Here is a 14,948-nt window from a genome sequence, read left to right on the forward strand (position 1 = left end):
GGGCTCCTCGGGGGACGGGTCGGTGTCGCACTGACAGGCCACGAGCTCCCCGGAGAGCAGGCCCGGGAGGTACCGGTCGCGCAGCGCCTCGTCCCGGGCCGACACCAGCCACTCGCAGGCGATCTCGTTCTGCACGTGCATCGCGAGGGCGATGCCGCCGTCCCGGGCGCCGACCAGCGCCTCCCCCAGGACCAGCGCGCCGAGCAGGCCCAGGCCCTGGCCGCCGAGTTCACGCGGCAGCGACACGCCCATGAAGCCGTTCGCCGCGAGGTCCTGCCAGGTCTCCCGGCGCAGGTGCCCGTCGGGCGAGGCGCGCCACTTGTCGAGCCACTGGGGGGTGAAGTGGTCCGCCGCCCGGGCCCGCAAGTCGCGGTGACCGTCCGTCAGCTGCTCGGACAGGATGCCATTGTTCAGCATGGAAACCACACACTGCTCTCTCTGGTCGAGCCTCGGCTTCGAGGTCGGGTTCGGCTGCGGGTCTCGTCCGTACCGCGGTCAGCCGGTCGGCTGCCGCGGGTCCCGTCCGTGGCTGTAGGCGATCGGCGCCCGGTCCCACTTGACGGCGTTCTCGTCGGCGATGCCGACCGCGACCACGTAGATGACCTCCTCCTCGTCCGCCAGCCGCGCCAGTCCGGCGATCCGACCGGCGTCGAACCCGCCGAGGCAGGTGATGCCGACGCGCTGCGCGGCCGCCCCGAGGCACAGGCGCTGGGCGGCGCTCGCGGCGTGGAAGTGGAGTTCGGCCAGCCCCTGCTGGCCGCGCTCGCCGAGGAGTTGGCGCACCGGCGCGTGCAGCGCCACCAGTGCGGCGCAGCCGGCCGCGACGCCCTGGTTCATGCAGGCCGCGACCACCGCCTCCTCCGAGCCGCCGTCGCCGCCGGCCGGCAGCAGCCGGTGGCCGGCCGGGTCGTACTCGTAGGCGCCCGGGGCGAGGCCGTCGACGTTGCGGACCAGCAGCCGCAGGCCGGCCAGCGGGCCGTCCGCGCAGTCGACGGCGATGCCGCCGCGGACGGCGGCCAGCGCCCGTCCGAGCGCGTCGGCCTCGACCGGCTTCGCCAGGAAGCCCTTGGCGGACTGCCGGCTGAGCACGGTCCGGCCGAAGTCGTCGAGGGCGGCCGTGTCGTCCGGGCCGGCCAGCGCGACCGCGGCGCCGGTGCGGGTGCCGGCCGGTCGGATGGAGGCGGTGGTGCCGAACCGCAGGGGCAGGCCCCGGGGTTGGTGGTAGGTGCTGATCGGGCTGACCAGGTCCCAGGCCTCGCGTTCGGGGCCGTCGGGCTGTTCCAGGCCGCGTCCGCCGTCGTGCCACCAGATCGGTACGGCGAAGGGGTTGGGCGTCCGGCCGCCGGACGCGCCCGGGCGGCCCTCGGCGGGGGCGGTCAGGGTGACCAGGGCCTGGGGCTCCCGGCACAGGTTCTCCAGGCCGAACAGCCGGGAGAGGGCCCGGCGGTCGAAGCGCAGCCGGACGGTGGGGCCGAAGCCCGCGTCGGCGGCGGCCAGCGCGATGTTGGTGGCGGCGTGGGCGCTGTCCAGGTGGGTGTAGAGGTAGCCGCGCCGGCCGTACTTGCGCATCGCGTGCCAGGGCCGGGCCACCACCGCCACCACCGCGGCGGGCAGTCGGGAGGTCTCGTCCGCGCCCGCCGCCGACGGGTCGGGCGGTGGTGCGGCGGTCAGGATGTCGGCCACCTCGTGGCGGCCGACGGCGGCCAGCCGGCGCAGGCTGCAGCCGGCCGCGTCGTAGTGGTAGAGCGCGTACTGGTGGCCGTCCTGGAAGGCCACCAGTACCTCGAAGGGGTAGAGTGCCCCGGCGGACGGCGTGGTCCGGGCCCGCATCAGGGTCCTGCCCTTGGTGATCACCGCCCCCGAGCGCTCGCCGTGGCCCAGTCCGAGGGCCTCGGCGATCCGCGTCCACTGGACGCTCGCCCCTGGATCCGTGTGGTCGGCGGCCGGGGAGATCGTCTCCAGACTCGATCGCAGGCGCGTCTCGTTCCAGAACCCGGCCAGCAGCGGATTGGTCAACTCTTCGACGCCCATAGGTCCTCTCGCGTTCTCGGATCGGTGGTGCGGCGCCTCGCACAACGGGATCGGCCCCAGCTCGGGTCGGCACTCCGGGCCGGGCCCCCGGCCGGCGCTGACCTGCCGGACCGCGGCTCGGTGCATCGGAGAGACAGCCGTGGAACAACCCCCTACCCGTCGCTGAACGCCACGGTCCGTCTCTCACCGCGGGACGGTACCGATCACTCAGCGGCCATTTGCAAACCAACCAGCCGACCGCCGAGGCTGTCCAGCGAACGCCGATGGCTCAGTCCGGCCATGGCCCCGACCGGCCATCGGCGCACGCGTCGGGACCGGCCCCGCGGTGTGACGCAGGCCATAGTCCGAACACGTCCGGCAACTGAGATGCGGGGTTGTTCCAGGTACGGGCCGTGAAGGAGCATGGTTGCCATTCGTGCACGCGGCGCAACTGACGGTGCGCACCCCGAGGGGGCGCGCACCGGCCGGGGCCGCCGCGGGGTGTGTCGAGCAGAGCTGGGGGGTGCACATGCAGGTTCAGTCCGACCGGCGCCAGCCGTCGTTACCCGAGGCCCAGATGGGCCGGATCCTCGACTCGGCCCGTCAGGCGATCGGTGAACTCGCCTGCAGGGTGGAGGCGTTGGACCGCCAGCTGGCCGAGGTCCACACCTCGGCGATCCCCGCCCACCTGGACCGCCTGGGCGGCCACGGGGTGGAGGTCTTCCGCGGCGAGGCGGCGGTGCGTCAACTCCTGGAGGACGCCACCACGACCGTGCGGGGCCAGGTCCTCAGCATGAACCCCGGCGCACCGCCCGCGGCGCCGCACCTGGTCGCCGGACGGCGCCGCGACGAGGAGGTGCTGGGCCGGGGCGTGTCCATCCGGACCATCCACAGCGAGTCCATGCTCCGGGTCCCGCGCGGCCGGGCCCACCTGAAGGCGCTGCGCAAGGCCGGGGGCCAGATCCGCATCTCCGCGACCCTCCCCTACCGGCTGATCGTGCTGGACGCCAGCCTGGCCTTCGTCCCGCCGCCGGACAGCGGCGACGGCGCCGAACCCGCCCTGGTGGTGGTCCGCAACCCCGACCTGGTCAGCCTCTTCGTGCAGACCTTCGAGTTCTGCTGGCAGGAGGCCCGCCCGGCCGAGATCGCTCCGCCGCCCCGCCAGGGGCCCACCGCGCGCCAGTACCAGGTCCTGCGGCTGATGCAGCTCGGGTACAAGGACGAGGCGATCGCCCGCGAGATCGGCGTCTCCTCGCGGACGATGCGGCGCATCGTCCGCGAGCTCTTCGAACAGCTCGACGCCACCGGCCGGTTCAGCGCGGGCATGGCCGCCCAGGCCCGCGGCTGGCTCGTCCCGCCGCGCTCCCGGGAGGGCTGCTCCTGACCCACCCCGCGCGCCGCTCAGGCCTCGACGGCGGTGGGCTCCGTGTCAGGCTCCGCAGCGGGTTCGACGGCGACCGCCAGGCCCGGGACGACCTCGGCACCCGGCAGCGCGGCCAGCGCCCGCCCCGGGAGGATCAGCTTCCCGCGACGGCGCCCGCTGCCGACCAGGACGTGCGGCGCCGCCGCCACGGCCTCGTCCACCAGCAGCGGCCACCCGCCCGGGAGACCCACCGGCGTGATGCCCCCGTACTCCATCCCGGTCGCCTCGACCGCCGCGTCCATCGGGGCGAACGAGGCCTTGCGCGCCCCGAGGTGCTTGCGGACCGCCTGGTTCACGTCCAGCCGGGTCGTGGCCAGGACGACGCACGCGGCCATCGTGACCTCCCCGCCCCGCTTGGCGGCCACCACCACGCAGTTCGCCGAGTACTCCAGCGGCGCGTCGTAGGTCTCGCAGAACACCGCGGTGTCCGCCTTCTCCGGATCGGTGTCCACGTACAGCACCGCCCCGGCCGCCTCCGGCGCGTCCCAGCCCGCGAGGGCCTCGGCCACCGGCGGGGGCAGCTCCTCCCGCACGTCGAGTGCCGGGCGGACGGTCGGGAACTTCCCGAAGGGAGGCGTCACTTGGTCGCTCATGCAAGCACCCTAGCGAACGCCCGCCGTCCGCAGCCAATCAACCCGCGCGCCGCGGACCGGAGTTCACTGGGACGGCCACGGGCGCGTGACGACGGGCGGGGGCCGGGCGGGCTGCGCTCGGGGCCGCCGCGCGGGGGCCGGGGTCAGTACTGGGTGGTGATGGTCACGCCGCTGAAGTCGGTCTGGGCGTAGAGGCTGATGTAGCGGTAGCCCGCCGTGGTGTTGGTGACGGTCAGGCTCTGGTCGGTGGTGCCGTAGGTGGTCGAGCCGTTGGTGTAGGCGTTCGGCGTGGCCCAGCCGTCGGGGTTGTAGAGCAGGTACGCGGTGCCCGTGCCGCCGGAGCTGTGTACCTTCAGGGTGGTGGCGCCGGCCGGCAGGTAGATGTAGTAGTAGTCCAGGTTCCCGGCGGTCGCGGACTGGTTGGTGCGGGAGCAGTTCTTGTCCAGCACCCGGGTGTCGGCGGCGGTGCAGCCGACCAGGTCGCTGACCGTGACGGACTGGGTGATGCTGTTGGTCTTCCCGTTGCCGTCGGTCACCGTGAGGCTGACGGTGTAGCTGCCCGCCTTGCCGTAGCTGTGCGCGGGGCTCCGGTCGGTGGAGGTGGCGCCGTCACCGAAGTTCCAGGCCCAGGAGGCGATGCCGCCGCCGCCGGACTCGGTCGACCGGTCGGTGAACTGGACGTTCAGACCGGACGGGACGGCGCTGAAGGCGGCGGTCGGTGCGCCGCCCACCTCGCAGGCGCCGGCGGCGCAGGCGTCCAGCCAGGTGTTGAACTCGGCGTCGTACGCGGTGCCGATGGAGTTGTAGACCGCGTAGCCGCCGGTGTAGTCGCCGGTCCGGAAGTGGCCCAGCATGTTCTGGATGACGTCCGGGTGCTTCTCGGCCATGAAGCGCACCGCCAGGTAGCCCCACGGGTAGGTGCGGGTGGTGTCGCTGTTGTCGTAGGTGTTCTGGAACAGCGTGCTGAGCGCGTAGGTGTGCTTGGGCGCCTCGGCCATCGCACCGGTGTCGGTGACGTTCCGGTAGCTGTAGGACACGTACTCGGCGACGCCCTCGATCCACCAGACGTCGGGCACGGAGATCTGCTGGTTGAAGTCACCCTTCATGTCGAGGCGGCCGTCGAGGGCGTGGGTGTACTCGTGGTTGAGGTTCCAGACGCCCGCGGTGAAGCCGTCGTCGCCGTTCTGGTAGGTCAGCGAGATCGGCTGGTTGGTGGGGGAGGTCGGGTCGCCGATCAGCGTGATACCGCCGTTGTTGGTGCTGACGCCGTAGATGCCGCCCGCGTAGGTCTGGTAGTCCCGCGGGGAGGCGAAGACCACCATCTGCAGCGAGTTCTCGTACTGGCCGGCGATCGGGCCGCCGTCCTTGACCAGCTTGTGGAAGAACGGGTCCTGGTTCTGCAGGCTGGCGCAGACGGCGGACAGGTCGGCGGCGGTGAGGCTCTGCGCCAGGATGGTGTGGCTGGAGTCGCAGGTGTGGCTGACCGGCAGGGCGGCGGCCTTGAGCTGCCCCGGCAGGTCGCAGACGCCGTAGTACGAGCAGTTCGCCTTGTCGTAGAAGGCGGCCATGCCGGCGACGCCGACCCAGAGCGGCGCGCTGGGACCGGTGATCGACGAGACGTCCATCAGGCCCTTGATCAGCGGCCGGACGGTGTTCACCAGCGCCGGGTGCTCGATGAACCGGGCCGTCTCCAGACCGGCGTTGGAGTCCAGGAAGGAGTTGTTGCCGCCGAGCATGCCCTTGTGGTCCAGCGCGAATCTGTCGAGGGTGTTGATCAGGCTCGGGTCGGCGGTCACGGCCGCGACGTAGTCGGCGTTCTGGTGGCCGCGGAAGATCGGGGTGTACACGCTGTTCGCGAAGTTCACCATGTACCAGGACGAGTCCCAGGAGCTGTTGTACGCGCTCAGCACCTGCTGGTACGTCTTCAGGTAGTGGGCCTGGAGGTTGGCGCTGTCGGTGAGGATCATCGCCTGGCCCTCGACCTGGCCGTTGCCGTCGTTGACGTCCAGGAAGTGCGGGCCGGCCACCAGGGTGTCGAGCGCGGCCTGGACGGCCTTGGTCAGGGTCGCGTCGTACGTGCCCACGTCGCCCGGGTGGTAGTACTGCACGTAGTAGCCGGCCTGGAGGAAGTAGACCAGCTGGTAGATGCCGTTCGAGTTGTCGCCGGTGTACGAGGCGGCGGCGGTGCGCAGGCCGTCGGCCACCGCGAGCATCTGGCTCTGCCTGAACACCCCGTTGGCGTCGCCGCCGGTGATGCGGAACAGCGAGCTGATGCAGTCGACGGTCGAGCCCTGGACGTAGCCGACCAGGCCCGCGCCGGTGCGGCCGCTGAAGTCGGCCGGGGTGCACGAGCCGTCGGCCGTCCCGGCGGTGGTCCCGCCGGATCCGGCCTGCGCCGGGGCCTTGGCGAGCTTGGGCTTCGGGGCCTGCGGCGCCGCCGACTGCGGGGAGAGCGGCGGGAGTTGCGCGGGTGCGAGCCGGCCCGCCTGTGTCTGCGCGTGGGTGTCGAGACCGAAGGCGGTGCCGGTCGGGGCTATGCCTCCCGGGTGCCCGGGGTGGGGGGCCTGGCTCGTCCGCTGACCGGCCTGCGCCGTGGGGGCGGCGAAGCTCGGCGCGGCGGCGAAGCCGGTGATGGCGGTACTTGCGGCGGCGAGCACGGCCAGTGCTCGGGGTAGCCGAAGTCGGTGACGCATCGTCACTCCTTGCTGTGGGGGTGGGGGTGAGCCACACGCGCTTGCCGTGAAGGCCCGCCTGGCACGGTGTCACGGGTGACCGGACGCAATCAATAGGGTGTGACATATCACTTTGAAATTGCAGTCGGCCCTTCGGATGCGGAGCGACGGCGGCCCCGCCCCCGCGCCGGATGTCCGCCGGTGTCAGTGGCGCGCGCCATACTCGTGCCGCGGCGCCGCACGGGCACCGCGGCACGAGGAGAACGACATGGCTGAGGTGCTGGTCTTCCACCACGGGCACGGATTGACCGCCGGGGTGCGCGAGTTCGCCGAGGGGCTGCGACGGGCCGGGCACCGCGTCCACGTCCCGGACCTGTTCGAGGGGCGGGTGTTCGGCGGGCTCGACGAGGGCATCGGCTACGCGGAGGGCGTCGGGTTCGGCACGCTCGTCGAGCGCGGGACGGCCGCCGCCGAGGGGCTGCCCGCGGGGCTGGTCCACCTCGGGATCTCGCTCGGCGTGCTGCCGGCGCAGAAGCTGGCCCAGACCCGCCCCGGCGCCAGGGGCGCGCTGCTGCTGGAGGCCTGTCTCCCGGCCACGGAGTTCGGCGGCGCCTGGCCCCGGGGCGTACCCGTCCAGGTCCACGGCATGGACGCGGACCCGTTCTTCGCCGGGGAGGGCGATGTGGACGCGGCCCGCGCGCTCGTCCGGACGGCGGCGGATGCCGAGCTGTTCCTCTACCCCGGTGATCGGCACCTGTTCACCGACAGCAGCCTGCCGTCGTACGACGAGCGCGCGGCGGCCCTGGTCACCCGACGGGTGCTCGACTTCCTCGACCGCGTCGGGTGACCCCGGGCAGGGATCGCTCAGGGGCGGACGGCCAGCGGGTTGGGGACGGGGACGTAGCGCGGTTCGGTGGCGTCCGCGCCGATCCAACGGGACAGCAGGTTGGCCTTGCACGGGACGGTTTCCGCGGCGAGCAGCGTCTCGGCCGCGGGCAGGCCGAACTCCTTGTCGCACCGCTGGACCGCCTGCCGCGCCAGGGTCCACAGGGCCGGGGCCGCGTCGGGGAAGCGCCGGGTGAGCGCGCCGGCGATCCCCGTCAGGTTGTTGACGACCAGGCAGTAGACCAGCCGTTGCCAGGCCGCCCCCCGGGGCGTCGGCGGGATCGCCCTGGCGCCTTCCGCGTCGCGGAAGAGGGCCTGGACGGGCAGGCCCTCCGGGCCGACGGCGATCAGCGTGTTCTGGAGGTGGCACTCGACGGCGATGCCGTGGCGGGCGTACGCCTCCAGCACGGGCGGGACCACGCAGTCCAGGTAGGCCGACCACCAGGGCAGCGGTTCGGTGAGGCGGTCGAGCGGGTCGCCGTCGAAGCCCTCGGTGAGCGCCGCGGTCAGCAGCGCCGTGGCACCCGGGAGCAGGTGGTCGTCCAGGCCGTCGCGGACCAGGACGGGGAAGGTCTCCTCCAGGCCGCGGACCGTGCGGTACCCGCGTTCGCTCAGCCATGCCGCGGGGCCGTCCATCGCCCCGAAGGCCGCGCTGACCAGCGGGTCGGTGCGGAGCGCGTGGCGCAGCTCGTGCCGGCGGATCCGCCGGACGTCGTTGGTGATCTGCACCTCCAGGCTGAACTTCAGGAACAGGTCCCCGGACGCCCCGGGCCGCTCGTCCCCGCCGGGGACGTGGACCGTGCGCACCGAGGCGGTGGCGCGGGCGTCCCAGGACGTGTGGCCCAGGTGGACGAGGCGGCCCTCGGCGAAGGCGGCGCGGACCGCCGGCCGGTGGCGGGTGAGGTCCAGCTGCCAGGGATGGACGGGCAGCAGCCGGAGGCCGTCGGGCGCCCGGCCCAGGGTGTCGAGGGCGCGCGTGTCGCCGTCGTCCACCACCGTGTCCTCGCGCACGCCCAGCAGCACGAGGGGGAAGCGGCCGTGCGTCTCCGGCGCGTAGCGCAGCCAGGAACCGGGCGGCCCGCCGCCGGTGCGGGCCTTGGGCGCCGGGTGGTACGGGTGGCCCATGACCAGGGCCTGTTCGGAGCGCAGCCACACGTTGTCGGGCGGGACGGCCCGGGAGCGGGCGGCGAGGATGGCCTCGACGATCTCACGGCCGGCGGCCATCTCGGCGGCCAGAGCGGCGTTGGGGCGCCCGGTGACGGCCCGCATCTCCTGGGCGGCGAGGCCGATGAGGCCGCTGTGACGCACGGGCTGCCAGGCGGTGCCGGTCCACAACTCGGGTGCACCGCAGGGGTGGCCGGTGCGCACCCGCAGCAGCCGACCGGTGGCGCGCAGACGGTGGACCGCGCGACCGGCGGCCGCGTCCCCGGTCGGCAGGGCCGCTTCTCCGGTCGGCAGGGCCGCTTCCCTCAGCAGGCAGTTGAGCAGGGGCGCCATGGCCAGTGCATCGGCTTCTCGGGCGAAAGTATTCATCGAGGAGCAGTATGTGTGGCGGGTGTTCGCCCGCGGTAGAACATCGGGGTGTGCGACACCCCCGCCGAACGCGAGCTGGCCGAGGAACTGGCCGGCTTCCGACCGGACTTGACGGCCGCCTACCTCGCCGCCCTGCCCGGCGCCCGGGCGGCGGTGCTGGCCCGGCTGTGGCGCGGACTGGTCCACGAACCGCTGCCCTGGATCGCCGACCGCGCCCGCGGCGGTGACGGGCTCTCGGTCCGGCTCACCGACGGGCGACTGCTGCACGGCCCGCCGTCCGACCCGTGGGCGACGGGAACGGCGGTCGCCGCCGTGGAGCTGGACGGCGTCCCGTACGACCATCCGGCATCGCTGATGGCCGCCCTGAAGGTGCCCGGCGGCGAGCCGTTCGCCGCCGAACTCGACCACAGCACCGCCTCCTTGGCGCTCTCCCGGACGGCTCCTCCCCCGGCCGGGCCGCCGTCGGAGCCCTGGGAGTGGGAGCAGCGGTCCCCCGACGGCCACCCGTACCACCCCACCTGCCGTTCCCGGCCCGGCTTCTCGGCCGCCGAGCAGCTGGCCTACGCGCCCGAACACCGGCCGGTGGTCGGGCTGCGGCTCACGCCGGTGACGGGTGCGACCGTGCGGGGCTCGTGGCCCTCGCAGTGGCGGGACGGGGAGACCGTACTGCTCCCGGTGCATCCCTGGCAGGCCGAGCACGTCCTCCGCGGCCGACTTGTGCTGCCCGGTCCGCCCGCCCATCCGCTGCTGTCCCTGCGCACGCTCGCCCTCGACCGCCAGGTCCACGTGAAGACGGCGTTGAGCGCCCGGCTCACGTCCCAGGTGCGGGACATCTCGGCCTATTCGGTGGCCCACGCGCGGGCCACGTCCGAGCTGGCAGCCCGGGTCGCGGACCGCCTGGGCGGCCGGCTGCACATCACCCGGACGCTGGCGGCGGCCGGGGCCGGCACGCCGGACCTGGCGGTCGTCCTGCGCGAATCACCGTACGTCCATGCCGGGACGGGCGAACAGGTGGTGCCCGTGGCCGAGTTGTCCGGGCACTTCGCCTCCCACGACCCGCACCGGCGGTCGGCGCGCACCACCGAGTTCGCGCGGCTGGCCCTCGGCGTCTGCCTGGAGCTGCTCGACCTGGGCGTGGCCCTGGAAGCGCACGGGCAGAACCTCCTCGTGGTGGTCGACCGGGAGGGACGGCCCCGCCGGCTCGTCTACCGGGACCTCGCCGACATCCGCATCAGCCCGGCCCGGCTGGCCCGGCACGGCCTCCCGGCGCCGCCGATGACCGGCCGGCTGCTCGAAGACGACCCCACCGCCCTCCGCCGCAAGGTCCTCGGGTGCCTGGTCACGGGCGCGCTGGGCCCCCTCGCCGGGAGCACCGCGGAGCTGGGCGCCCTCCTCGAAGCCGCCACCCGCGACCTCTCCCCGACGGCGGACCTGCAGGCGCTGCGAACGGAGGAACTGCCCGTCAAGGCCCTGACGTTGATGCGGCTCTCACCGGCGGGCGACCGGTGGGCGCACCTACCCAATCCCGTCCGAGGCGCCGCGGAAAGGTGAGCAGATGCCCCAGCCCGTCCCCGTCGAAGCACCCACGGCATGGAACGGCCCCGCCCTCAGCGAGTCCGACTGGCTGATCCCCCTGCCGCCCGCCTGCTCACGCGCACTGGACGGCCAGCCGGAGCAGCCTGCGCCGCCGGACCTGGCGGAGCTGGCCGCGCGCGTCGCCCGACGCGTGCGGCACGGCCGAGGGTTCGTCGTCATCCGGGGCCTCCCGGTGGCCGGCCGCACCGACCAGGAGTGCGCGGCATTGTGTCACCGGCTCGCCGCCTCCCTGGGCACGCCGTGGCCGGCCGATCCCGGCGGCTTCATCACCGTCGCCGACAACGCCGGCCTGGGCAAGACCGCTCTCGCCCTCACCCCGCACACCGACCGGACGCCGGCCCCCCATCCGCCCAAACTGCTCGGACTGCTGTCCGTACGACCGGCGGCGCACGGCGGCGAGACCCTCCTCGTCAGCGGCCACACCGTGCACAACCGCCTGCTCGCCGAGGCTCCCTGGGCCCTTCCCCGGCTCCACCGGGACTTCCACTTCGGGCGGGGCGCCGGCTTCGACCGCGTCCGCCCCGTCTTCCGACGCCACGGCGACGAGCTGCGCGTCCACTACAACAGGCGCGGGATCGAACGCGCCCACCACGAGGCCGGCGCGCCCCTGAGCCCCGACGACCACGCGGCCCTCGACGCCGTCGACCGGCTCCTCGCCGACCCCCGCACCGTCCTCCGCCTCCTCCTCCGCCCGGGCGACCTCCTCTGGCTGGACAACACCGTCGTCCTGCACGGCCGCACCGCCTTCACCGACCCACCCGCCCCGTCCGCCGCCCGTTGCCTCACCCGCGCGTGGGCGGACTGAGCGCGCGCCGGCGCCGCGCCCGCGAGGGCCCGGCGCACGCCGGTGGGGCGCTCCGGAACTCCGCTGAGGCACCGCCCCGCGAACGGGCGGTCATCGTCGGGCCCCGGCGGTGAGCGACCGTAGCCGGTGGGCGTCGTCGAACAGGGCCCGCTCGGCCAGGTGGGCGGCGGTGAGGGCGGCCAGGGCAGCAGCGGAGAGCATCATGTACATCACGACGATCTGGTAGCGGATCGCGGTGAGCGGGTCGACACCGGCGAGGATCAGGCCGGTCATCGCACCGGGCAGGCTGATCAGGCCGACGGTCCTGGTGGCGTCGACGGCGGGGATCAGCGCCGTGCGCAGGGTCGAGCGCAGCTGGGGCGCGAAGGCGTCGACGGCGGGCAGGCCCAGGGCGAGACGGGCCTCGATGGCGGGGCGCGCGGTGCGGGCCTCGTCGCGAAGGCGCACCAGGAGGAGGGTGGTGGCCTGCATCGCGCCGGAGACCACCATGCCACCGACCGGGATCACCACCCGGGCCTGGGGGGCGACGACCCCGAGGGCGAGCAGCACGCCGAGGGTCGCGGCGGAGCCGACGGCGACCGCGGTGGTGGCGATCGGCAGCGCGCGGGGCATCCCGGCGGAGCGGCCCGCGCAGACGCGCCCGGCCGTGATCACCATCAGCGCGAGGCAGCCGGCGGCGCCGGCCACGCCGGTGTGCCGGAAGACGAGGAGCAGGACCGCGCCCACGGCGACGAGCTGGACTCCGGCGCGTGCGGCGGCAACGGCGATGTCCCGGGCGAGGTCCAGGCGCCGGTGCCAGGCGACCGCGATCGCCGGCACCACCAGGGCGATCGAGGCGGTGACCCCGGCCCAGCCCGGTACGGCCGTGTTCACGTCCCCTTCCGCAGGTAGTCGACGCGGTCCGCCGGCCCCGAGCCGACGAGACGTCCACCGCGCAGGACCAGGACGTGGTCGGCCACCCGGCGCGCCTGCGGCACGTTGTGGCTGACCAGCACCACCGCGAGTCCGTCCGCGACCAGGTCCTTGATCGTGTGCTCCACCGCCCGCGCGCTCTCCGCGTCCAGGGCGGACGTCGGCTCGTCGAGCAGCAGCACCTCCGGACCGACGGCCAGCGCCCGCGCCAGGCAGACCCGTTGGGCCTCGCCACCGGACAGCCCGGCCGTGGCCCGCGCCAGCATCCCGGCCGGCAGGCCGGCGCGCTCCAACAGCACGGCGGCCTGTTCCTCCTGAAGGTCCGGGCGGCCCACCCGCAGGTCGTCCACGACACGGTCGGTCAGCAGCACCGGGTGCTGACCGACCAGCCCCACCCGGCGGCGCAGTTCCAGCACGTCGTACTCCGGCAGCGGCGTGTCCCGGAAGCGGACCTCCCCGGACGTCGGCTCCGCCAGCCGGTTCAGCAACCGCAGCAGCGTCGACTTGCCCGCTCCCGACGGCCCGACCAGCGCCGTGCAGGCGGCGCCGGGAATCCACGTCGAGAGGCCGTCCAGCAGCAGCCGCCCGGCGCGGCGCACGGTCACCCCGTCCAGGAGGAACGACGGGGGCGCCTGCACCCCGGCGCTGCCCCGACCGCGGGTGCGGGTGCGAACGGCGATGGCGAAGGGCTCGTTCACGGGCCTCCGTTGCCGGTGGGGCGGCGGGCGGGGCCAGGCCACCCGGCCAGGAATCGGTCCATGCGCCCCATCGTGCCAGTCGTGCCGCCGGCAGCCGTGGTGATCACCTCGCGCCCACTCGTACGGACGACTGACCGCCGACCACCACTGACGGGCATCACCCGGGTCCCGCCCCGTCCGCGCACGGCCGCGGCGCCCGGCCCTCCCCGCCCCCGCCACCGGGCAGGGCGAACGGCCCGCCCGGGCCGAAGGCGGAGGCGGCGAAGCGCTCGCCGATCCGCCGGTGACCGGACTGGTCCGGGTGCAGCTCGTCGGGCAGCGGGAACTCGGCGTGATCGGCCGGACCGTACAGTTCGCGGCCGTCCAGGTAGTGCAGGTGGGGGTCGGAGGCGGAGCGCCGCTCGACGATCCGGGCCAGCTCGGTGCGGATGACCCCCAGGGTCAGCCGCCCGAGGACGACCTCGGCCGGATCGCCGCAGACCCGGAACCGGGGCCGCCCGTCGGCGAACTCCGTCACCAACGGGCCCGGCGTGTCCTCGTGCATCGGGCAGTACACGGAGGAGACCACCAGCAGCGGCACCTCGGGGTGCCCGTCCCGGATGGTGTCGAGGAAGCCGTGCACCGCCGCGGTGAAGGCCCGCCGCCGCATCAGATCGGTGTTGACCAGGTTGATGCCGAGCTTGACGCTGATCAGGTCCGCCGGGGTGTCCCGGATCACCCGGGCCAGGAAGGGGTCGAGCAGCGCGTTGCCGCCGAAGCCGAGGTTGACCAGGTCCACTCCGCCCGCGGTCGCGGCCAGCACCGGCCAGATGCCGGTCGGGCCGTCGGCGTCGGAGCCGTGGCTGATCGAGCTGCCGTGGTGCACCCACACCCGCCGTCCGCGTCGCGGCGCGGGCTCGACCGGGGCGTCCGTGCGCAGCTCGATCAGTTCGGTGACCTCCTGGTACGGCAGCCAGAGCTCGACGTCCTTGACCCCGGGGGGCAGGTCCGCGAACCGGACGGTGCCGGGCGGCCCGAGCCGCAGATCGTCGGCCCCGGTCACCAGATCGACCACCCGCAGGTGGCCGCCGCTCGCCGCGGCCCACCCGGCCGGCCGCCCGTCGACCACCAGCTCGTACCGGCCCGGCGGGCGCGGCGGGAAGCCCACGAAGATCGTCCTGGTGGGATGCACCGCCAGCTCGACGGTGCGGGCCCGGGTACGGAAGGCCAACCGCACCCCGGACGGCTGCGCCGCCGTCATGGACAGGAACTCGTCGGGGAACTGCCGACGCACCCAGCCGGGCAAGCGCTGCGGCAGCACACCGTGCTCGGTGTGCTCCACTTCCAGCGCCCCGCGCAGCAGGGGCTCGACGGGCGTGGTGAACAGTGCCTGATCCTGCATGCCCCAAGCTTCCCAGTCCTGCGGCCCGACGTGCAGCGGCTTCCTCGACCTGCGGACGTCCTGCTCGTCCCCACCCGTGCGTCGTTCCGGACCGACTGACGGTACGTCAACAACCGTCCACGGCAGGCGAGTCGAGGCGTGGCATCCGGCCCGGCCGGGTGCTCCCGCCGGCGGGAGCCCTGCCGTCGGGGTCCGCAGCCGGCCCACGCGAACAGCCCGATCGACACGTCTTGAACGCACAGTCCCCACAAGACGTCCCGGTGGGACATGCGCCCCAAGAGTCTCGTCCAGTCCCGGCAGTCGGGCCAGGCCACTCCGGCCACCGCTACCGACGGTTCAACCTGCGTCTCTGTGTGTTCATGGCACCCACCCTCGGATCGAGTCGCGCCCAGCCGGATCCTCCGACCGGCGCCCCGTGGTCGAAGGTGCCGTCTGCTGTT

At 74.1% G+C, this 14,948-nt stretch carries 12 protein-coding genes; 4 read left to right on the plus strand and 8 right to left on the minus strand.

Translation table 11 applies throughout. The features are described from left to right. Both ACFV1W_RS23235 and ACFV1W_RS23240 read right to left on the minus strand, forming a co-directional pair. Nucleotides 1-417 (minus strand): acyl-CoA dehydrogenase family protein (locus tag ACFV1W_RS23235; RefSeq protein WP_380419131.1); only part of this gene is annotated, 417 nt, incomplete at its 3' end. A 78-nt stretch (nucleotides 418-495) separates the two neighbouring features. Beyond that, the gene (locus ACFV1W_RS23240; protein WP_380419132.1) at nucleotides 496-2,031 is read right to left on the minus strand and encodes a nitroreductase family protein; all 1,536 of its coding nucleotides are present in this window, start codon (nucleotides 2,029-2,031) and stop codon (nucleotides 496-498) included. A 508-nt stretch (nucleotides 2,032-2,539) separates the two neighbouring features. On the opposite strand from ACFV1W_RS23240, the gene ACFV1W_RS23245 reads away from it, so the two are divergent. Next, on the plus strand, nucleotides 2,540-3,394 hold the full coding sequence (locus ACFV1W_RS23245; RefSeq protein ID WP_380419133.1) for an erythropoiesis-stimulating protein: 855 nt from the start codon (nucleotides 2,540-2,542) through the stop codon (nucleotides 3,392-3,394). Nucleotides 3,395-3,411: 17 nt separating this feature from the next. On the opposite strand, the gene ACFV1W_RS23250 is transcribed toward ACFV1W_RS23245, so the two are convergent. Continuing rightward, complete coding sequence (locus ACFV1W_RS23250) at nucleotides 3,412-4,026, minus strand: YbaK/EbsC family protein (RefSeq protein ID WP_380419134.1); 615 nt, start codon at nucleotides 4,024-4,026, stop codon at nucleotides 3,412-3,414. A 143-nt stretch (nucleotides 4,027-4,169) separates the two neighbouring features. Next, nucleotides 4,170-6,719, minus strand: a complete 2,550-nt coding sequence (locus ACFV1W_RS23255; RefSeq protein ID WP_380419135.1) for a collagenase — start codon at nucleotides 6,717-6,719, stop codon at nucleotides 4,170-4,172. Between the two features lie 247 nt (nucleotides 6,720-6,966). Between ACFV1W_RS23255 and ACFV1W_RS23260 the strand changes: the two genes are divergently transcribed. Then, complete coding sequence (locus tag ACFV1W_RS23260; protein ID WP_380419136.1) at nucleotides 6,967-7,545, plus strand: dienelactone hydrolase family protein; 579 nt, start codon at nucleotides 6,967-6,969, stop codon at nucleotides 7,543-7,545. 17 nt (nucleotides 7,546-7,562) lie between these two features. Here the strand turns inward: ACFV1W_RS23260 and ACFV1W_RS23265 are convergent, their stop codons facing one another. Further along, the gene (locus ACFV1W_RS23265; RefSeq protein ID WP_380419137.1) at nucleotides 7,563-9,116 is read right to left on the minus strand and encodes an IucA/IucC family protein; all 1,554 of its coding nucleotides are present in this window, start codon (nucleotides 9,114-9,116) and stop codon (nucleotides 7,563-7,565) included. 48 nt (nucleotides 9,117-9,164) lie between these two features. Here ACFV1W_RS23265 and ACFV1W_RS23270 point away from each other — a divergent pair, with 48 nt between their 5' ends. Beyond that, entirely contained in the window at nucleotides 9,165-10,667 is a 1,503-nt protein-coding gene (locus ACFV1W_RS23270; protein WP_380419138.1) for an IucA/IucC family protein, read from the plus strand. A 4-nt stretch (nucleotides 10,668-10,671) separates the two neighbouring features. Beyond that, the gene (locus ACFV1W_RS23275; protein ID WP_380419139.1) at nucleotides 10,672-11,517 is read left to right on the plus strand and encodes a TauD/TfdA family dioxygenase; all 846 of its coding nucleotides are present in this window, start codon (nucleotides 10,672-10,674) and stop codon (nucleotides 11,515-11,517) included. A gap of 90 nt (nucleotides 11,518-11,607) precedes the next feature. Here the strand turns inward: ACFV1W_RS23275 and ACFV1W_RS23280 are convergent, their stop codons facing one another. From ACFV1W_RS23280 to ACFV1W_RS23290, 3 genes are all read right to left on the minus strand, one after another. Beyond that, on the minus strand, nucleotides 11,608-12,390 hold the full coding sequence (locus ACFV1W_RS23280; protein WP_380419140.1) for an ABC transporter permease: 783 nt from the start codon (nucleotides 12,388-12,390) through the stop codon (nucleotides 11,608-11,610). Then, nucleotides 12,387-13,127 carry an ATP-binding cassette domain-containing protein gene (locus ACFV1W_RS23285; RefSeq protein WP_380419141.1) on the minus strand — a complete coding sequence of 247 codons (741 nt, stop codon included), beginning with the start codon at nucleotides 13,125-13,127 and terminating at the stop codon, nucleotides 12,387-12,389. The genes ACFV1W_RS23280 and ACFV1W_RS23285 overlap by 4 nt, the downstream gene beginning before the upstream one ends. A 157-nt stretch (nucleotides 13,128-13,284) precedes the next feature. Then, complete coding sequence (locus ACFV1W_RS23290; RefSeq protein WP_380419142.1) at nucleotides 13,285-14,508, minus strand: GDSL-type esterase/lipase family protein; 1,224 nt, start codon at nucleotides 14,506-14,508, stop codon at nucleotides 13,285-13,287. Nucleotides 14,509-14,948: the final 440 nt, after the last annotated feature.

The sequence above is a fragment of the Kitasatospora sp. NPDC059648 genome (assembly GCF_042734825.1).
GTDB lineage: Bacteria > Actinomycetota > Actinomycetes > Streptomycetales > Streptomycetaceae > Kitasatospora.

Excerpts from the sequence above, each read along its gene's own strand:
- ACFV1W_RS23240 (WP_380419132.1), bottom strand. The coding sequence starts at position 2,031 with ATGGGCGTCGAAGAGTTGACCAATCCGCTGCTGGCCGGGTTCTGGAAC.
- ACFV1W_RS23245 (WP_380419133.1), top strand. The coding sequence starts at position 2,540 with ATGCAGGTTCAGTCCGACCGGCGCCAGCCGTCGTTACCCGAGGCCCAG.
- ACFV1W_RS23250 (WP_380419134.1), bottom strand. The coding sequence starts at position 4,026 with ATGAGCGACCAAGTGACGCCTCCCTTCGGGAAGTTCCCGACCGTCCGC.
- ACFV1W_RS23255 (WP_380419135.1), bottom strand. The coding sequence starts at position 6,719 with ATGCGTCACCGACTTCGGCTACCCCGAGCACTGGCCGTGCTCGCCGCC.
- ACFV1W_RS23260 (WP_380419136.1), top strand. The coding sequence starts at position 6,967 with ATGGCTGAGGTGCTGGTCTTCCACCACGGGCACGGATTGACCGCCGGG.
- ACFV1W_RS23265 (WP_380419137.1), bottom strand. The coding sequence starts at position 9,116 with ATGAATACTTTCGCCCGAGAAGCCGATGCACTGGCCATGGCGCCCCTG.
- ACFV1W_RS23275 (WP_380419139.1), top strand. The coding sequence starts at position 10,672 with ATGCCCCAGCCCGTCCCCGTCGAAGCACCCACGGCATGGAACGGCCCC.
- ACFV1W_RS23290 (WP_380419142.1), bottom strand. The coding sequence starts at position 14,508 with ATGCAGGATCAGGCACTGTTCACCACGCCCGTCGAGCCCCTGCTGCGC.